We start from the raw sequence: 17,174 nt of genomic DNA, 5'->3' as shown, positions 1-17,174 counted from the left end.
TGACCATTATGCCGGAACACCTTAGCCTTCGGCTGTCGCCAAATTGGTGCTGAGCTCGAAAGCGAGTCCCGATCCATCGGCGTAGGGGTGCAGCGCGGGCGCACTTTCACTCACGATGGCCTCCACGACGCGCTTGCGTTCCTGATCGCCCATTTCCCTGCCACTCATGCCGACGAGCGCCATCGTGTTCAATCGCAGGAGGGGTGCGCCGTCCTGGAAGCGTATTGTGCGCGATATCGTCGTTGACCGGACTTCGTGGAAGCCGGCGTCCCGGAGCAGCGCCTCAACGGGGGCCGCGTCGCCAAAGCTGTACCGCTTATCCGTGATGGCGCCAAGGTGGCGCTCCGCCACGCGGCGCAGGTCCCGAAAGAACGGGATTTCATCGTCGGATCGCCATGTGGCTACCGCCAGCCTGCCGCCCTTCGCCAGCGCCCGCCGCATCTGCGCTGCCGCCGCGGGCTTGTCAGGAAAGAACTGCAGGCCCTGCTGGCAGACGACAACGTCGAACTGCTCTCCGTCATGGAGAGGCAGGGCGCTGGCATTGCCTTGGCGCCAGTCGATGCCCGGTGCCACGGCGCGCGCAACGGCAAGCATACCCGAACTGACGTCGATGCCGACGACGTATCCGGCGTCACCGAGCCGCTCGCTTGCAACGCGGGCCACTATTCCTGTTCCGCAAGCGATGTCGAGGACACGATCGCCTGGAGACAACGCCACCTCTTCGAGAGTCATTTCGGCCCACGGCTGGAAGAGAGGGCCTGCGAGCCACCGCTCGTACATCTCCGGGAAATTTGCCCGGCTCATCGCGCCGTTGGGCAGGGGCATCATTGCCTCCAATGGATCGATCCGAGATTGGCATATTTCATGCCGACATACCGCGCCGGAAAGTCCCGGCAAACTGCGGGTTCCAGCTCTCCAGCGCGGCATAATCCGGCACTCGGCATTATGGTTCTGTTCGCGCGCGTTCGACGTCCGAAGTTAGTTCACCAGCGCTTGCGCTGGTCAAGGCCGCGGGGCTCCGATCCCAAGGCGAGGCGCATCCCTATGGCTCTGGCCCTTGCATGACCCTTCGCATCATCCCCGCAACCCTGCGCGATCTCTCCTACATCGCCGCCAATCTGCGCCCCGAAGACCGGGCCGAGATCGACTGCCAGTTGGACCACTGGTCGCCGGCCCTGCTGGCGCTGACGGCGCTGCAGGGCTTTGCCTATGTCGCCGAGCTGGACGGCAATCCGGAGGCCGGCTTCGGTGCCGCCGAACAACGTAGCGGGTTGTGGATTGCCTGGAGCTGGGGCACTCGGCGCATGCGGCGCTGCGTGCCCCAGATCACGCGGTTCTTCCACGGTGTGCTCGCCCGCCAGGTCGCGGCGCGCGGCGCCTGGCGGGTCGAGGCGCGGGCGCTCGCCGCCAACGATCTGGCGCTGGGCTGGCTCGGCCGGCTCGGCGCCACGCAACGCTGCCGTCTGCCGGGCTACGGCAGGAACGGCGAGGACTTTTTTCTCTACGACTGGACAAGAACCTCTCAACTCGGGGAAAGCCATGTGCCTGTTTCAAAAGCCACCGGAACTGAAGCCGCTGCCGCCGACACCGACGGTCGAGGACAAGGACGTGCAGGCGCGCGAAGCCGCCTTGCGGGCTGAGCTCGAACAGCGCCAGGGAAGCTTGAGCACGGTGAAAACCGACCTTGCGCCCGGCGATCTCACCAGCCGCCGCCGCGTTCTGCTGGGCGTGTGACGCGATGACCGCGATGAAGCGCAGTTTCAGGAAGCGCGTGCTGGCGTGGTGGTATTGGAGAAGGCATGCGCGGTTGGTGAAGCGGCGGGGCGGGTGAAGGCTCTTCCTTCTCCCCCTGTGGGAGAAGGTGGCCGAGCGAAGCTCGGTCGGATGAGGGGTGTTCCAGCTTGGCAATTTGTTTGAAATCGCCATCGCCTCATTTCTTCCAGCACCCCTCATCCGTCTCGGCGCTATCGCGCCGATCCACCTTCTCCCACAGGGGGAGAAGGTCAAAAAAGCCCCTACATCTGCCCGTCCAGCCACTCGCGCAGGGCCTTGTCCTCTTCGCTTTCGACAACAGGCGGGGTGCGCCGCCTCCAGACGTACCAGAGGGCGGCGAGCACGCCGGCGGCCCAGAGGCCGGCGAACAGGTTTCCGATGAAGTCGATCTGACGGTCCTCCCAAGCCCGCCAATATTAGCACGGCCTGATTGAGGAGGACAGGATCGACGTCGATTGTCCGGCTGCGGCTGCCTGCCGCGCCCGAAAGCCGGATCAGCTTGGTTTGCGGGCGAAGGCCCAGACCATCAGCGGGTATTCCTCGTCGTTGCTGAGGTCGCGCCACAGGCCGTAGGCGCGCACCGGCCCGCCAATATGGGCCTTGGCGCACGCCTTGTTGCCCCAGCCCTGGACCTTGATGTTCGCTTCGGGAAAACCGCCCTCGACCATCAGCTGCTTCAGGCCGGCCGGCGTCCAGCGATTGTAGTCGTGCGGCCTGGCATGCACGCGGAACAGGAAGGGTGTGGCCACCATCGCCCAGCCGCCCGGCCGGGTCATGGCGTGGATGTTCTCCGCTGCCGCCAGCGGCCGCTGCACATGCTCCAGCACCTGGTCGGCGATGACGATGGAATACTGCTCGTCGGTGCGGTCCTTGCAGATGTCGAAGTCGGGGAAATCGACCGAGGTATAGTTGGGGCACAGCGCCTTCCAGTAGCGGTTCCAGCCCGGCGAGATCTCGATCACATCGGAGGATTTGCGGCCGCCCGCCTGCAGGAACTCGGTGAACGCCTCGATCTGGCGGATGCGCAGCCAGTTGCGCGAATCATAGCCGATCAGCCGCTTCACGGCACGTTTGCTTTGGTTTGTCAGGGTACCGGCAAGGCTTGTCGTCACAGTCGTCACAATCGACCTCCTCCAATGCCCCGCCGCGCTGCCTCCTTAACATCGCAAAGCGCAAGAAATTTGACCGCTCGCGCGCAAGTGAACGACAGCGAAGAAAGATTCCCACCATGACCGATTCCCGCGCCCGCGATATCCTGTCGCGCCAGGCCGAACTCGAGAGCGAACGCGCCGAATACGAGCACGTCTGGGAGGCGGTCTCGGAATTCTGCGATCCCGACGCGCCCGACGTCTGGAGTGGCCGCAGGCAATCCGGCCGGGCCTCGCAGGCCGAGCGGCAGGAGCGGCGCGGCGCCCGCGTCTATGCCAACACCATCAACTCGGCCGCCAACCGGCTGGCCGCGGGGTTGGAAAGCCTGATCATCCCGCAGTCGGAAAAATGGCATGGTCTGTCGACCGCTGAGATGAACGACGAGGAGACCGACGAGGAAAAGGAATGGGCGGAAGCTTTGCGCGATTTCCTGTTCTCATTGCGCTACTCCGCCAATTCCAACTTCGTGCCGGCAACGCAGGCCTGCCTGCGCAACGTCGTGCGCTACGGCCCGGCCTATCTCTATGCCGAGGAAGGTTTTGGCGGCACCCTGATCCGCTATGCCTCCATTCCCGTGGCCGAGGGTTATCTCGCGCGCAACCGCTGGGGCCAGGTCGACATTTTTCATCGCCGCTACGAGCGCACGGCAAGGCAGGCGGCGCAGCTGCTCGGCTACGAAAAACTGCCGGCGCGCATCAAGATGCTGGTCGACGATCCCGCCAAATGCGACGAAAAAATCTCGCTGATCCAGTGCATAAAGCCGCGCGACGAGCGCCGCATGTACCGCAGCGGCGGCGCCTACCAGTATCTCGACGCGGCCTTTGCTTCCTATCACGTCATCGAGGACGAGGAGGCGATCGTCAGGGAAAGCGGGTTTCGCACCTTCCCGGTCTCGTGCTTCAACTGGCGCCGCTATGAGGGCGACGCCTACGGCATCTCGCCGACCATCGAGGCCTTGACGACCGTGCGCGAGGAGAATGCGGTGCGCCGCTCCGGCCTGCGCGCTTTGCAGCAGATCACCGATCCGGCGACCGCCTCGAAAGCCCGGCTCGACTATGTGCCGGTGCTCAATCCCGGCGAGAACTATCCCGGCCTGATCGACGACAATGGCCGGCCGTTGATCGCGCCGATCTCGACCGGGCAGAACCCGACATACGCTTTCAACTACGCGGCGAGCCGGGCCGAGGAAATCCGCGACATGATGTTCGTCAATCTGTTCCAGACGCTGGTGCAGAACCCGCAGATGACGGCGACCGAGGCGCTGATAAGGCAAGAAGAGAAGGGCGCGCTGCTCGGCCCCTCCGGCTCGATCATCCAGGCCGGCTTTGCCACCAATCTCGACCGTGAGCTCGGCATTCTGGAGGACAAGGGCCTCTATGACGAGGACAGCCGCTTCTTGCCGCCGGCGAGCCTTGCCGGCAAGGCGGTGCGGCCGACCTTCACCGGCCCGCTCGATGTGCTGAGGCGCTCGGCGGAAGCCCGCGACACCATCCAGGTGGTGACGACGGCCATGCAGATGGCGCAGTTCGACGCGAGCATCATGGACAATATCGACGCCGACGAAGCGCTGAAGGTCGTGCAGAGCGCTGGCCGCAGCCCGCAGCGCATTTTTCGCCGCAGGCAAGAGGTCGCCGGCATGCGCGATGCCAGGGCGAAAGCGCAGCAAGCGCAGGCCGGCATGGCGGCGATCGCCACCGCCGGCAAGGTCGCCAAGGACGCCGTGCCCGCCGCGGTGCAAGCGCGCGACAGTGGCCTGCTCGACAGCCTGCAAGGCATGCTGCAGGGCGGGCAGGGTGCACCGGTCGACGCAACGGGCGGTCAGGTCCTGGCGGCGGCTGGTACTGGCGGACCTGGCTCTGGCGCCCCGGGCGGAGCAGGCGGCGCATGAACCGCAAACGCTTCGCCCATTCCATGCAGGCAGGCGGCCCGGCCAAGGCGCGAGACGCGCTGGCCAAGGCCTATCTCAGGGTCTTCTCCGGCGAGGACGGCGAAATGGTGCTGGCCGATCTCGTGGCAGTGACCGGCTACTACCGGCGCCCGTCCTACGGCGAGTGGATGGCACGGACCAAAACGCCGAACGGCTTCGAGTTGCACAGCGCGCTCAGCAATGCGCGGGCAGAGGTGGTGCAGCACATCATGGGGTTTCTGACGCTGGACGAGGCGCAGTTGGTGGCGCTGGAGAAGGCGGCAAGGGCGGAGGGGTAGGTGAGGCGGCGATGTTGCCCTATAGCTAAAATTTGCTCAAATCCACGGTGAGCTGCATCGGGCTGGTTTTGACGCCCGGCGGCCAACACCTCTGGACCAATTTCGAAAGTTGCCGGGCGGCTTCCGCCGCCGCTTCCGAATGAGGTTCGTAGGATACGACAGTAACCGACTTGACCTTGCCGGCCTTGTCCAATGTCACCTCGAAAATGGCTTTGAGGTGATTGTCGACAGCGGCTACCGGCAACGGAAGGCAACTTCCGATCTGCGTTTCAACACGACCAGCCTCGCTGGCGTGTGCAGAGACCGAACAAACCAACAGAAGCAAAGTCATCAAAAGTCGCATCGTCGCCCCCCTTGGATGGCAGACGATAGCGTCGATCGCGGATCAGGGTAAGGGATCAAACCATCGGGTAAGATGAGATCGCGCCGAGGCCGAAGCTGCGTCCCTCGCCCCGTTTACGGGGAGAGGATGCCGGCAGGCAGGTGAGGGGCGGCGCCAGCATCTCGGAAAGTCGCACTGCCCCTCATCCCCTGCCGGGACCTTCTCCCCGTGAACGGGGAGAAGGGGGCTAACGATCAATAATCGCCGTTGTAATACCGGTCGTCGCAGGGTGCGGTGTAGATGCGGCCGTAGCGGTCCTGGTAGCGGCAGAGCTGTTCGCCGCGCCGCTGCGGCGTGGTGGCGCTGCCGACGACCGCGCCGAGCAGGGCGCCGCCGGCCGCACCGATCACCGTGCTCTCGGTGTTGCCGCCGATCGCCTGGCCGACGAGAGCGCCGCCGGCGCCGCCGAGCAGCGCACCCGTGGTGGCTCTCTGCTGCCCCTCGGTCTGCGTCTCGCAGCCTGCAAGTGCTGCAGTCATGAGCACGGCCAAAATGGCTTTCTTGATGATCATCTGGAGAACCTCCTTTGAAGCCCCGAGACTGAAGAAAGGGGCGAATGGGTGCCAAGTGCTGGCGCATTGCGGCGGAAGGTAGGCGCCGTACCTCACGAAATGAGACATGGTTTCTCGGCTCTTGAAGATCATGGTCGCCAAACCGGAAAGACCTGAACGAACAGCACGATAACGCCTTGGCTTGAATCAGGTTGCGAGCCCACTACGCCGCTTCGGTCCGCATCGCCTTTTTTGCGGCCGCGGTCAGAAATCCGGAGCGGCTGTAGCCGTGGCGTTCCGCGTACTGATCGATCTGGTGAAGGACGTCTTCCGGAATGGTGACGTTGACGCGCACCACCTTCGTCGAGTCGGTTTTCAAGGCGACAAGTATGGCGACGCCCGTCAGATTGTCCTTGTCGGCCATCACCTCTTCGAGGGAAGACGGTTCGGGAATGGCTTCACCATCCTCGACAAGGCCGTCGACGTGAAAGGCCAAAGCCTCCTCCGCCATGCCGCGTGCATCGTCGAGGCTGGTGCCGGCCGTGACCACGCCCGGGAAATCGGGGAAGGACACGCCGAAATCGCTGTCCGCTTCCTTGTGGATCAGTCCGATATAGTGACGCATTTCTCTACCTCAGCTTCAGACCGGATTGCTTTTCTATACTCATTACAGCGCCGCGCGCCTACAGGCGCGCAAAGGACGCTGTAACACTTTGATTTTGCGTGCCGATCGGGATGTCGCGCTTGGGATGCGGGACCGTCACTCGGCCGGGTTTCGACCTGTGCTTGAACTGAGCGTGACTGCCCTTCCGAGCCACCTCGAACCAGCCATCAGCCAACAGTCTGTCGATGACATCGGCACTCTTCATGTTGTGTATTGATACACACAATTCAAGAGCGCGTCCATAGGCATGTCGACAGTCTTCCCGTCCTGAATTCCCCCCAAGAATGGAGAAATGCCATGACCCGAGGTCTTCAGCGGACGCTTGTCCGCGCCGCTGCCCGCGAGGCCGGCCTTGCCCCGCCCAGGCTCGGCCTGAAAGCCGTCACCACGGGGCAGGGCGGCTCGTACCGCACAGTCTTCACCTTCGCCGGCATGCAGGTGCCGGTCACCGATGCGCTCGCCTATGCCAGCCAGAAGATCTTCGACTTTTCCGACGGCAAAGTGCGCATCAAGGGCGGCACGGCGCGGCTGCAGTTCGCCGTGCTGACCACCCGTGCGGCGACCATCAACGACAATGCCGCGCTCACCTGGTCGCTGGGCTCAGTGGCGGCATCGAGCGCGACGCTGGCCGGCACCATGATCAACGTGCTGGCCTCGACCGGCCGCACGCTGGACGGGGCGGGCGCTGCTTTGTCCAGCGCCTCGACCGCCGATATCGCCTCGGCGCTGACGCTCGACGGCACGGCGACGCCGGTCGACCTCTATCTCAACCTCGCTCTCGCAACGGGCACCGACATCGACGCCGACGGCACCATCGCGGTGACCGGCACGATCACGCTGCTGTGGGAGAACTGGGGCGACAATGTCTGAGCCGATTGGCATCAGATCAATGGCGTTCCGACGGACCAGAATGCGTAGAGTTTCGTCCACCAGAGGGCGGACTGTGGCCGCAGCCATGGCGTGAAGTCGTCGGGATTGGTGGTGCGATGCAGGGCCTTGTTCTGCATGTCCTCGAGCAGCCCGACGATGGCCGCTTCCCGCACGTAGCGATTGCCTTCGACGATTCAGCGCTCGGCGACGTCGAAAATGTCGCCGAAGCGGTCTGTTTCCCCGGCTTCGAGATTACGGATCAGGTGGAGCGCCAACTCTGACAAGGCCAGGTGCAGCGGGAGTTCCTCGCCGTTGTCGCGCCATTCGCCCAGGAATTTGTCCCATTCCCCGCGAAACGCGGGATCGGCCAGCAGGAGCGGCTCGAACATGTTCGAGCGATTGAATGTGAAATCTGTAGCCTCGTTCTTTCCGGTCATGCGCTTCTTTTCGCTCGAAGGCTTCGGACAGACAAGCTCCAAGTCCGGTTGAACCAGCCGGCGCCTTTCTTCTTGCAAACAACACAAAGGAATCTCTCATGACAGATCTGGCAGACGCCGGGTCCGTGGCTGCACAGGTGCAGTCGGCGGGCAACCCAGTACGGCCACCGGCAAGCGGGGACAACGGGTCCGCCCCGCTTACGGCCAAAAGTTGGTTTGACGGTCTTTCCGAAGGCAACCGCAAGCTCGCTGAAACCAAGGGCTGGACCAAGCCTGAAAGCCTCGATCGGGTTTTCACATCCTATGCGGAGCTGGAGCGGCAGCAGGGTGAAAGCCTGCGCGTTCCGGCCGCCGACGCCTCGAGGGAAGACTGGGACAGGTTCCATGCCCGGCTGCCCGAAGCGATGCGTCCGCTCACCTCGTCCGAGAAGGTCGAATACAGGCGCCCGGAAGGGTTGCCCGAAAACTTCGCCTATTCGGACGAACTCGCCAATGCGTCCAAGGCCTGGGCGGTCGAAGCCGGTGCTTCGCCGAAGATCGCGCAGGCCTATCACGACAGGTTCGTCGGCTACATGGCCGAGCAGGCGGTGCGCCAGGAGATCGCGCTTGCCCGCTCGGTCGAGGCCACCCATGACGAACTGGTGCGTGACTGGGGGCCGACCGACAGCGACGGCTTTCACCAGAAACTCGAGGTCGCCAACCGGGCGATGAAGAAGCTCGGCCTGGTCGACGCCTACAAGGCGAAGGGCATCCTTCTGCCTGACGGGGCGTTGACCGATCCGCAGATCGCCAGGGCCTTCCAGGCCATCGGCGAAGCGATGTTTACCGAAGACACGATCGACGGCGGCGCGGCCTTGAGGGGAGGCAATCCCTTCAGGCGCAGCGCCGCCGGCGACCGCAACATCTCGGCGATTTCAGCCCTCGTCAAAAGCGACCCGGCCCGCGCCCGGCGGCTGGCACGCGAGGCCGGCGAGAACCCGGATCTCTGGATGCCGAACAACCCTCTCTAGTCCGTTTGGAAACTCTACTCCGGCGGCCATCTGGCGGCGTTTTCTGCGCTTCCGGTGCTCACGGACCTGAATGTCCGCTGCGCTCCGGTTCTCGAAACCCCCACCACCTGGCTCGCCGGAGCGAGTTTCGAAACGGCCTCCAAGAGTTCGCCGCCAATCAACCCCTGAAGGAAGAGAAAAAATGGCAGACGCCTATACCCGTATCGCGGACGCGATCGTTCCGTCCGTCTATGCGCAATACTCGTTCGAGGAGCATGTCCAGTCGCTCGAGATCTACCAGGCCGGGATCCTGTTTTCCGACCCGTCGATCGCCTCGAAACTGTCGATGGGCGGCCGCTCCGTCGACATGCCCGGCTGGAAGGATCTCGGCAACGATCCGTCCGAGCCGGTCAATGACGATCCGGCCGATTCGATCGAGATGAAGAAGATTGGCTCGCGCCGCGAGGTCGCCGCCCGCAATGTCCGCGCCCAGGCGTGGGGCGTTCCGGACCTGACCTCGATCCTGGCCGGCGACGATCCGCAGAAGCTGATCGTCAAGCGCCAGACCGAATACTGGCAGCGCGCCAACAAGCTGACCTTGCTCGGCATGCTGAAAGGCGTCGTCGCCGACAACATCGCCAATGACGCCGGCGATCTGGTGCGCGTCACCGGCGCTTCCATCGTCGACACCGACATCATCGAGGCCGCCTATCTGATGGGCGACCGCGCCGACAAGTTCAAGACGATCTGGATGCATTCCAAGCAGATGAAGGCGCTGAAGCTCGCCGACCTCATCGACTACGTGCCGTCCTCCGAGCAGGGCGGGCCGCTCATCCCCTACTACATGGGGCTGCGCTGCGTGGTCGACGACGACATCCCGGTCGCGACCGGCGTCTACACCGCCTTCATGTTCAAGGACAAGGCGATCCTGTGGAACGAGCTGCCGGTCAACACCGAGGGCGGGCCGCTGGAGTTCGACCGCAAGCCGCGCCAGGGCCATGGCGGCGGCGTCACCGAAATGGTCGGCCGCCGGCACTTCGTGCCGCACGTGCCCGGCACCCGCTTCCTCGACGCCTCCTCGGCCGGCGAATTCGCCACCGATGCCGAACTGGCGCTGGCGGCGAACTGGGACCGCACCGCGTCGAGCGTCAAGAACATGACCTTCATCGCGCTGAAGACCAGCGAGGCCTGAGCGCGCTGAGGAGGGGGGCGGGGGCTCAGCGCCCGCCCCACGACCAAAAGCGTCGAATTGTATTTGGTTGGGTAACTGTTCCTTGCTATCGAGGCGGATAGAGAACTGGAAGTTTTCGGGTAGCACGACAATGAATACTTTCAGCTGGTTGTTCCTGGTCATCATGACCATCGGTTCACTTTCGTTGCCCTTCAACTGGTATGGAGGCAATCTGCTGGATGCGGACATAAAAGCTGGACGCGTCAAGCGTTCCTCGCTCTATGCCAACTCCAATTTCGCGAAATACGACGCCTTGAAGCGCCGTGCAGATCAAGGTGACCGTCTTGCTTGGTGGTCGCTCCTTTCGGCCGGCCTCGGGCTCGTACTGGGTATGCTGATGGTCTTGGCGATGTTCTCCAGTCCCATCTGGCGCAAGTGGGTATTCTGACAAGCCGGAGGCTGCTGCCCACAGCTGAACACCGAAGCCGTGTTCGACGGCTGACGCGATCGCTCCGGACAGCTCTATCGTTTTGCACAAGAAAAAGGCGGACCCGGGGGACAGTGGGTCCGCCTTTGCCTGCCGACGGGCTTCGGGGGGAAGTTGGGTGCCGGCAAACATTCCGATAGCTGGATCAGCACGCTTTGGAGGCTTACTGGGCTTCGGAAAATGGAGTGTGAGCGCGTTTCGCGTTCCGCACAATTAGTCCGATAGGCCTTAGCTCGATAGGCCTAGGATCAGGTTGCGGCCAATGTTGCGGGCTTCACAGTCAACGGCACCAATCGGTTACACAAAGGAGCGAGCATATACCTGTGGTGGCAGAGGTAATCGTGGAGATGACTTACAAATCAGTTCAGGAACTGCTCAGAGAAGCAGGAATTGTCATGAGCAAGAAAGGTGAAGTCCACCGCATAAACTTCTTTGGTGGACTGGAAGACACCGCGCTCTACACGACAAGCTTGGAGGAAGCTCTGGATAAAGGGCTGGGAATGGCGAAACCGCGACGTTCGTGAAGCGAGCGGTGTGCTGATCCGATAGGTCGATAGGGTACTACCAATTCCGACCTAGGAATCCATCGCCGTCATTCGCGCCCGGCCTCTCGGGCACGTCTTCGCGCACCCTTGTCCTGCCGGCCCTCCAAGAAGGATTGGCAGCTTTGCCGCCGGCTCCGCTTGCCCGCCCGCCCCAAAAGTCCCCAGCCGCTTCGCAGCGGCCTTTTTCATGCCCGGAGACACCATGACCCTTGCTCGACCCATCTCCCCGAGGGGGCGCTGACCCATGGCCATCACCCCGCTCGACATCGCCAACATGGCGGTCGCCGTGCTCGACGAGGCGCCGATCGATTCACTCGACCAGGACATCAAGGCGGCGCGCCTGCTCAATTTGCATTTCGACCTGACGCGCGAAGCCGAACTAAGCAAGCACGCCTGGGTGTTCGCCATCCTGTCGGCAAGCGTTCCCGGGTCTGACATCGGCAGCGGCGGCTGCACCTTGAACTTTGCTTATGAACTGCCGGCCGATTGCCTGCGCCCGCTGCCGCCGACCCGCAATGGCCAGCCGGACGGCGTGCCGGTCTCCTGGCGCCAGGAGGCTGGGATCATCTATTCCGATCGGCGCGGCCCGCTCGCCATCCGCTACATCGCCAACCTCACCGACCCGAACGATTGGGACGCGCTGTTCACCGAAGTGCTGGTGGCGGCCCTTGCCGTCAAGATCGCGCATCCGCTGACCCACAAGACCGGCATGATCGACATCGCCCGCGCGGCCTATGACCGGGCGCTCGACGCTGCCTTCTCGGCCAACGCCATCCAGCGCGGCGGCCGCACCTACAGCGCGTCCTGGGCGATCCAGCGCGGCGACAACAGGTATGTGCGCTGATGGCGACGCTCTTTCCGGTCCAGGACGTCTTCACCCGCGGCGAGATCTCGCCGCGCCTGCACGCGCGCGCCTCGCTCGATCTCTATCGGGCCGCACTGTCGAAGTGCGAAAACTTCGTCACCTTGCCGCATGGCGGCATCCGTAAGCGCGGCGGCAGCTATTTCGTCGGCGAGGTGAAGAATTCGGCCGGCAGGACGCGTGCCATCCCGTTCATCTTCAGCGCCGACCAGGCCTACTGCCTGGAGTTCGGCGACCTCTATATCCGCGTCTATGCCTATGGCGTCCGCGTCGGCACGGTGGAGGTGGCCTCGCCCTACCTCGAGGCCGACCTGTTCGACCTTGCCTATGTGCAGTCGGCCGACCAGATGTGGATCAGCCACAAGGATTATCCACTCAAGGTTCTCACCCGCACCGCGCACGCGACGTGGACGCTGGAGGACTATCCTTTCGAGGATGGTCCCTACGATGACATCAACGACACCAGCACGACGCTGACCCCCGCGGATTATGGCTCGCTTACGCCAGAGATGACTTCGAACACGGCGCCATCGGGCACGGTGTCAGGTTTCGGTGGCGCGGCGGATGCATGGCGAGTCTTTGATAAAGAGGTCGGCACCGGTGTAGGCAGCGGCGGGACAACGGGATCGGTCCAGTACCGGCTGCCTGGCGGCGCCCAGGCTATTGTCGAGAACTATTATTTCACAGCAATCACCGCGGGTGGTCTCGACAAGATACCTGTCTCATGGAAGCTCGAGGGGTCAAACAACGGCTCGTCATGGACAACCCTGGACAGCCAGACGGGGCAGGGCGGGTGGACTGCCGGCGAAACCCGCTACTACGAATTCTTCAACAAATCGCCGTTCGAATATCACCGGCTCAGCTGGACAGGCGTCAATGGCGCGGTCGACAGTTCCTTTGCCGAATTGACGATGAACAAGGCTGCCGTCAGTCAGACGCCATTCGATCTGACCGCATCATCGACAACCGGCATCAACAACGACACCGGGTTTCAGACCTCCGATGTCGGCCGCGCCATTCGCTTGCTGGGCTCTGATGGCCGCTGGCGTTGGGCCAAGATCATTACGCGAACCAGCACGACTGTCGTCACGATCCAACTCTACGGCTTCGCTCTGCCGGATCTCAGCCCGATCACGCGCTGGCGCCTCGGCACCTTTGTGCCGGGCAAATATGTCGAGAGCGGCTCGCTCTACGAGGAGCGGCTGGCTTTCAGCCGGAAATTCTCGGTCTATGCCTCGGCCACCGGTGACTTCGACAACTTCGCGCTTGGCGAGGAAGACGACGACGCGCTCGAGTTCATTCAGGCCGGCGGCGGCCAGGCCAACGACATCGTCTGGATCGCGGAGTCCGATGGTGCGCTGCTGATCGGGACGTTGGGCGGGGTGCGTGCTCTATCCGGCTCCGGCATCGACGAGGCCTTGACGCCATCATCCTTCAAGAATCGGCGCTCGCGCACCTTCGGCTGCGCCCGCATCCGTCCGGTCGATGCCGGCCAGTCGTTCCTCTATGTCACCCGCAGCCGCAAATCGATCGCCGAGCTGGTGCAGACCTCGGCCGGCAGGTTCTCGTCCGACGACATCGGCCAGATCTCCGAGCATATCGCCAAGCAGGGCGTGGTCGAACTCGCCTTCCAGACCGACCCCGACCCGATGCTGTGGTTTCCGCTCGAGAATGGCGAGCTTGGCGGCTACACGCACCAGCCAAGCCAGGAGGTGCGCGGCATGCACCGCCACCGCTTCGGCGGCGCCTCCGCCGGCTCCAGCCCCGGTGACTCCACTTGGGCGGTGGTTGAAAGCGCCGTGGTGACGCCCGGCCAGAACGGCGTCGACGACATCTGGCTGTTCGTCAAGCGCACCATCGCGGGCGTGACCAGACGCTACATCGAGATCATGACGCCGCCCTTCGAATATGGCGCGCTGGAAGACGCCTTCCAGGTCGATTGCGGGCTGACCTATTCGGGCACCGCCGTCAACGTCGTCTCGGGCCTCGGCCATCTCAACGGCCAGTCGGTCGACGTGCTGGCGTCGGGAAAGGTCTACAGGAGCCTCACCGTGACCGCCGGCCAGGTGACGCTGCCCGGCGGCGCCACCGCAACGAAATGGCAGGTCGGGCTTCCCTGCCAGGCGCAGGCCGACACGCTGGAGCTCGATGTCGGCGGCCGGGACGGCTCGATCATCGGCCGCCGCAAGAAGGTGGCGAAAGTGATCCTGTCGCTGCTCGAGACCGACACCACCGGGCTCGAAGTGCAGTCGCTGATCCGCGGCCGCTGGGAGAGCGTGCGCATGCCGAGCATCGTCGCGCCGGACGGCAAGGCGACGCTTTACACCGGCAATGTCGAGGTGCCGATCGACGACAGCTGGGAGGGGCAGGGCAGGGTCAGGATCCGCCACGTCAACCCGACACCCTGTACGATCAGGGCGTTCACGCCGGTGTTTGATGGCGAGCCGTAGGGTCAAAACTCAATCAGCAGGCGGTCGCCAATGGCCGGGATGGGTGGAAGACAGACATTGCCTTTAAGCAAAAAACTGACGGGAATTGTAAGTGGCAATGGTATGCGCCAGCGATCTCGGACTTACTCCATGATTGTTCATCTGATCGGCCCCCGCAGCTAATGAGAGCGGTAATGCACTCTGCACGCCCGCTAACTTTTTTCCGACCTGAGTTAAGGCGCCCCGTCGTCAGTCCAGCGCACCGCTTTTCAACACGCCACGTTCCTTCCACTGGCTCAGAGGAAAAATGTCCGGTGCGCCGCCCATCGCCGCATACCAGGAGTCCACCACCCATTGGGTTCCGCCGTGATCGCTTATCACCGCCGTCCAATGGGGATAGCGCCCGTCGACAAACAGGCCGCGCGAGGCCTTGTCCTCGACCTTGTGAAACCTGAGCAGTTTTCGCTCGGCAAGATAGACCAGCAGCGTATGCGTATTGGTCGATTCGTCGACACAATCCATCTGGCCCCTGATACGCGATGCACCGAATTCCGACTGCGGCAGGTCGCGGACACCGGTGGCCCGGAAAATGCGCTGGTCGAAATAGCGGACAGCCTTCGAAATGGCGGAACGTTCGGCACGGGCTGAACCCGCGCCCGCATGCAAGATGGAGCGGAAACGAACGTAGTCGCCGGACCCAAGCACAAGCATGGTGCGATAGTTGCAACCATAGCCGTGGCATATGGAGATCCGCTTGGAAGCCGTCGCGGCCCGTTCGCTCGCGACCGCCGGTCCGCCAACGGTAAGGATGACTGTCAAAAGTGTTGCTCTGGCAAAGGCTTCGAAACTTGCGTCCATCCCCGATCATAGACAAGTGCGGCAGAATGAGAACCACATTACCAGAGGCATTGCGTGAGTTATGCGGCCGGATAAGTTCGGATGGCCGCCATGGGTGGAACTCGGTCGTTCAGAGTGATTGAGTTTTGACCCTGGGGCGTGGTGACGATTTAAGGTTTAGGGATTCCCCTTTGGTTGCAAATCAGATTCAACGCTGACTTTTGGAGGTCAGCGATGGATTGTGATGCACTTCGAGACGATCAATGGGATCGGATCAAAGGATTTGTTCCGGGAGGAACGAAAGGCAAGCGGGGTCCTCGGACGAACAACCGGCTATTTTTGGATGCGCTGTTGTGGATGGCCCGTTCGGGTGGCCGCTGGCGCGACCTGCCAGAAAGGCTTGGCGACCACACTATCGTGAAGCGACGCTATTATCGCTGGATCGAGAGGGGCGTGCTCGACGACATGTTGGCGGTCCTGGCCCGCGAAGCCGATCTGGAATGGCTGATGATCAACTCGACCATCGTGCGGGCGCATCAGCATGCCGCCGGCGCCCGCAAGGAAAAGGGGGGGCGGATGCCCAAGGCCTGGGCGGGCTCAGCACCAAGATCCATGCCGCCGGCGATGCGCTCGGCAACCCGGTCCGCCTGATCGCCAGCCCCGGACAACGCAACGACATCGCCTTTGCTCATGATCTCGTCGATGGCTTCGAGGCTGGCGTCATGATCGCCGACAAGGGCTATGACGCCGACCATCTGCACGAAAAGATCGCTGGAATGGGAGCCGAAATCATCATCCCGCCGAAGCGCAACCGCAAGGTCCAGCGGCCCTACAACACTCACCTCTACAAGGAGCGCAATGTCATCGAGCGCTTCTTCAACAAGCTCAAGCAGTTCCGCCGTGTCGCAACACGCTACGACAAGCTGCTCGCCAACTTCATGGGCTTCGTCAAACTCGCCGCTATCGCTATCTGGCTCAAATAGTTAAATCGTGGGAACGGCACTTAAGAGTGTCTCTGGGAACCTCATAAGCTATTGATTCTCATAGTAGCCTGTTTCGCTCGGTATCTAATAATGGCGCTGGCGGCAGCTAAAGAATGTCGCTGATCCGAAGCGCCGCGTGGTCGCCAAGGTGGAATGGCATCCGGGGGAACTCTGTCCCCGCGTCGGCTTCATCGTCACCAACCTGACCCGGCCGGCCAAGCGCGTGGTCGCGTTCTACAACCAGCGCGGCACAGCCGAGCAGCACATCAAGGAAGGCAAGAACGCGATTCTATGGACCCGGCTGTCATGCCGGAAATTCCAGAACAATGCCGTGCAGCTTCAGCTTCATGCGCTCGCCTACAATCTCGGTAACTTCATGCGGACGCTGGCACTGCCGGAGGCGGTCAAACACTGGTCGCTGACCAGCCTCCAGGAGAAGCTCGTCAAGATCGGCGCCAGGATCGTCACGCACGGCCGATACGTCACGTTCCAGATGGCTGAGGTCGCGGTGTCTCGTGGCCTGTTCGAGGAAATTCTGCGGCTGACAGCTCAACTCCGGGCGCCACCGGCTCCAGCTTGAGGAGCAAGGTCGATGCCGCAGACAGACAACGGGAGAGGTGCGCCTTGAGGACGAGAATCGGCGCCATCAACGGCCTGGGAAGGCTTGGCTCAGGCGGATTTGGCAGCACAGCAAGGCGAATACCCTCCCGCACCGCGCTCAACCTTGCCTGGGGCGGCCGTGAGGCCTACTGTGTCGCCAGAAACCGGGTTTATCCGCGGAATGTCGGCCTCCATAAGTTTCTGAACGGGCCTCGCTTTCGGTCGGCGGCCAGGCACCAGCATGACATCCGCGCTAAGTGCCCCCAATTCGGAGGGAAAGATGCGACTATTTTTGGTGTT

18 protein-coding genes and 2 pseudogenes are annotated in these 17,174 nt (G+C 62.9%); 12 read left to right on the top strand and 8 right to left on the bottom strand.

The annotated features are described in order from the left end of the window. Window positions 1-21: 21 nt before the first annotated feature. Window positions 22-828 (bottom strand): class I SAM-dependent methyltransferase, encoded by an 807-nt coding sequence (locus AC1RUK_RS15550; protein ID WP_481834919.1) that lies wholly within the window; start codon window positions 826-828, stop codon window positions 22-24. A gap of 233 nt (window positions 829-1,061) precedes the next feature. Here AC1RUK_RS15550 and AC1RUK_RS15545 point away from each other — a divergent pair, with 233 nt between their 5' ends. Further along, window positions 1,062-1,640: a hypothetical protein gene (locus AC1RUK_RS15545; protein WP_481834920.1), complete on the top strand. Its 579-nt coding sequence runs from the start codon at window positions 1,062-1,064 to the stop codon at window positions 1,638-1,640. 627 nt (window positions 1,641-2,267) lie between these two features. On the opposite strand, the gene AC1RUK_RS15540 is transcribed toward AC1RUK_RS15545, so the two are convergent. Next, window positions 2,268-2,885 carry a methyltransferase domain-containing protein gene (locus AC1RUK_RS15540; protein WP_481839489.1) on the bottom strand — a complete coding sequence of 206 codons (618 nt, stop codon included), beginning with the start codon at window positions 2,883-2,885 and terminating at the stop codon, window positions 2,268-2,270. Between the two features lie 116 nt (window positions 2,886-3,001). Between AC1RUK_RS15540 and AC1RUK_RS15535 the strand changes: the two genes are divergently transcribed. Further along, window positions 3,002-4,810: a portal protein gene (locus AC1RUK_RS15535; protein ID WP_481834921.1), complete on the top strand. Its 1,809-nt coding sequence runs from the start codon at window positions 3,002-3,004 to the stop codon at window positions 4,808-4,810. Next, window positions 4,807-5,127: a Bbp19 family protein gene (locus tag AC1RUK_RS15530; RefSeq protein ID WP_481834922.1), complete on the top strand. Its 321-nt coding sequence runs from the start codon at window positions 4,807-4,809 to the stop codon at window positions 5,125-5,127. The genes AC1RUK_RS15535 and AC1RUK_RS15530 overlap by 4 nt, the downstream gene beginning before the upstream one ends. Window positions 5,128-5,152: 25 nt before the next feature. On the opposite strand, the gene AC1RUK_RS15525 is transcribed toward AC1RUK_RS15530, so the two are convergent. From AC1RUK_RS15525 to AC1RUK_RS15510, 4 genes are all read right to left on the bottom strand, one after another. Next, a complete protein-coding gene (locus AC1RUK_RS15525; RefSeq protein ID WP_481834923.1) occupies window positions 5,153-5,458 on the bottom strand; it encodes an energy transducer TonB in 306 nt (101 codons plus the stop codon). A 245-nt stretch (window positions 5,459-5,703) separates the two neighbouring features. Then, entirely contained in the window at window positions 5,704-6,021 is a 318-nt protein-coding gene (locus AC1RUK_RS15520; protein ID WP_436174285.1) for a YMGG-like glycine zipper-containing protein, read from the bottom strand. Between the two features lie 202 nt (window positions 6,022-6,223). Then, window positions 6,224-6,625, bottom strand: coding sequence for a type II toxin-antitoxin system HicB family antitoxin (locus AC1RUK_RS15515; protein WP_481834924.1), 402 nt, complete (start codon window positions 6,623-6,625; stop codon window positions 6,224-6,226). 58 nt (window positions 6,626-6,683) lie between these two features. Further along, entirely contained in the window at window positions 6,684-6,869 is a 186-nt protein-coding gene (locus AC1RUK_RS15510) for a type II toxin-antitoxin system HicA family toxin (protein WP_481834925.1), read from the bottom strand. 92 nt (window positions 6,870-6,961) lie between these two features. Here AC1RUK_RS15510 and AC1RUK_RS15505 point away from each other — a divergent pair, with 92 nt between their 5' ends. Further along, window positions 6,962-7,534: a hypothetical protein gene (locus tag AC1RUK_RS15505; protein WP_481834926.1), complete on the top strand. Its 573-nt coding sequence runs from the start codon at window positions 6,962-6,964 to the stop codon at window positions 7,532-7,534. An 11-nt stretch (window positions 7,535-7,545) separates the two neighbouring features. Here AC1RUK_RS15505 and AC1RUK_RS15500 read toward each other — a convergent pair. Further along, window positions 7,546-7,923, bottom strand: a pseudogene (locus tag AC1RUK_RS15500) (DUF7674 family protein). 146 nt (window positions 7,924-8,069) lie between these two features. Between AC1RUK_RS15500 and AC1RUK_RS15495 the strand changes: the two are divergent. The 6 genes from AC1RUK_RS15495 (at window position 8,070) to AC1RUK_RS15470 (ending at window position 14,475) form a co-directional block, all read left to right on the top strand. Then, complete coding sequence (locus tag AC1RUK_RS15495) at window positions 8,070-8,981, top strand: hypothetical protein (RefSeq protein WP_481834927.1); 912 nt, start codon at window positions 8,070-8,072, stop codon at window positions 8,979-8,981. Between the two features lie 181 nt (window positions 8,982-9,162). Further along, entirely contained in the window at window positions 9,163-10,152 is a 990-nt protein-coding gene (locus AC1RUK_RS15490) for a Coat protein (protein ID WP_481834928.1), read from the top strand. 130 nt (window positions 10,153-10,282) lie between these two features. Then, window positions 10,283-10,579 (top strand): hypothetical protein, encoded by a 297-nt coding sequence (locus AC1RUK_RS15485; RefSeq protein ID WP_481834929.1) that lies wholly within the window; start codon window positions 10,283-10,285, stop codon window positions 10,577-10,579. A gap of 380 nt (window positions 10,580-10,959) precedes the next feature. Continuing rightward, entirely contained in the window at window positions 10,960-11,142 is a 183-nt protein-coding gene (locus AC1RUK_RS15480; protein WP_436175197.1) for a hypothetical protein, read from the top strand. Window positions 11,143-11,407: 265 nt separating this feature from the next. Beyond that, window positions 11,408-12,007 carry a phage connector family protein gene (locus tag AC1RUK_RS15475; RefSeq protein ID WP_481840292.1) on the top strand — a complete coding sequence of 200 codons (600 nt, stop codon included), beginning with the start codon at window positions 11,408-11,410 and terminating at the stop codon, window positions 12,005-12,007. After that, entirely contained in the window at window positions 12,007-14,475 is a 2,469-nt protein-coding gene (locus AC1RUK_RS15470; protein WP_481834931.1) for a phage tail protein, read from the top strand. The genes AC1RUK_RS15475 and AC1RUK_RS15470 overlap by 1 nt, the downstream gene beginning before the upstream one ends. A gap of 228 nt (window positions 14,476-14,703) precedes the next feature. Here AC1RUK_RS15470 and AC1RUK_RS15465 read toward each other — a convergent pair whose 3' ends face one another. Further along, window positions 14,704-15,165, bottom strand: a complete 462-nt coding sequence (locus tag AC1RUK_RS15465) for a hypothetical protein (protein WP_436175154.1) — start codon at window positions 15,163-15,165, stop codon at window positions 14,704-14,706. A gap of 360 nt (window positions 15,166-15,525) precedes the next feature. On the opposite strand from AC1RUK_RS15465, the gene AC1RUK_RS15460 reads away from it, so the two are divergent. Both AC1RUK_RS15460 and AC1RUK_RS15455 read left to right on the top strand, forming a co-directional pair. Next, window positions 15,526-16,274, top strand: a protein-coding gene (locus AC1RUK_RS15460) for an IS5 family transposase (protein ID WP_481840291.1) whose coding sequence is annotated in 2 segments (ribosomal slippage) — window positions 15,526-15,853 and window positions 15,853-16,274 — 750 coding nt in all. Because the reading frame shifts where the segments join, the coding sequence is not laid out codon by codon here. 121 nt (window positions 16,275-16,395) lie between these two features. Continuing rightward, window positions 16,396-16,854: pseudogene (locus tag AC1RUK_RS15455) on the top strand (transposase); the annotation flags it as partial. Window positions 16,855-17,174: the final 320 nt, after the last annotated feature.

It is taken from the genome of Mesorhizobium monacense, assembly GCF_056781675.1.
The sequence above is the reverse complement of the archived record's forward strand: the minus strand, read 5'-3'. Positions and strand labels throughout refer to the sequence as shown.

Bases quoted from the DNA above. Each gene is read 5' to 3' on its own strand.
- AC1RUK_RS15550 (WP_481834919.1), bottom strand. From the start codon at position 828: ATGATGCCCCTGCCCAACGGCGCGATGAGCCGGGCAAATTTCCCGGAG.
- AC1RUK_RS15505 (WP_481834926.1), top strand. From the start codon at position 6,962: ATGACCCGAGGTCTTCAGCGGACGCTTGTCCGCGCCGCTGCCCGCGAG.
- AC1RUK_RS15485 (WP_481834929.1), top strand. From the start codon at position 10,283: ATGAATACTTTCAGCTGGTTGTTCCTGGTCATCATGACCATCGGTTCA.
- AC1RUK_RS15510 (WP_481834925.1), bottom strand. From the start codon at position 6,869: ATGAAGAGTGCCGATGTCATCGACAGACTGTTGGCTGATGGCTGGTTC.
- AC1RUK_RS15535 (WP_481834921.1), top strand. From the start codon at position 3,002: ATGACCGATTCCCGCGCCCGCGATATCCTGTCGCGCCAGGCCGAACTC.
- AC1RUK_RS15545 (WP_481834920.1), top strand. From the start codon at position 1,062: ATGACCCTTCGCATCATCCCCGCAACCCTGCGCGATCTCTCCTACATC.
- AC1RUK_RS15465 (WP_436175154.1), bottom strand. From the start codon at position 15,165: ATGCTTGTGCTTGGGTCCGGCGACTACGTTCGTTTCCGCTCCATCTTG.
- AC1RUK_RS15470 (WP_481834931.1), top strand. From the start codon at position 12,007: ATGGCGACGCTCTTTCCGGTCCAGGACGTCTTCACCCGCGGCGAGATC.
- AC1RUK_RS15495 (WP_481834927.1), top strand. From the start codon at position 8,070: ATGACAGATCTGGCAGACGCCGGGTCCGTGGCTGCACAGGTGCAGTCG.
- AC1RUK_RS15475 (WP_481840292.1), top strand. From the start codon at position 11,408: ATGGCCATCACCCCGCTCGACATCGCCAACATGGCGGTCGCCGTGCTC.
- AC1RUK_RS15520 (WP_436174285.1), bottom strand. From the start codon at position 6,021: ATGATCATCAAGAAAGCCATTTTGGCCGTGCTCATGACTGCAGCACTT.
- AC1RUK_RS15515 (WP_481834924.1), bottom strand. From the start codon at position 6,625: ATGCGTCACTATATCGGACTGATCCACAAGGAAGCGGACAGCGATTTC.
- AC1RUK_RS15530 (WP_481834922.1), top strand. From the start codon at position 4,807: ATGAACCGCAAACGCTTCGCCCATTCCATGCAGGCAGGCGGCCCGGCC.
- AC1RUK_RS15525 (WP_481834923.1), bottom strand. From the start codon at position 5,458: ATGACTTTGCTTCTGTTGGTTTGTTCGGTCTCTGCACACGCCAGCGAG.
- AC1RUK_RS15490 (WP_481834928.1), top strand. From the start codon at position 9,163: ATGGCAGACGCCTATACCCGTATCGCGGACGCGATCGTTCCGTCCGTC.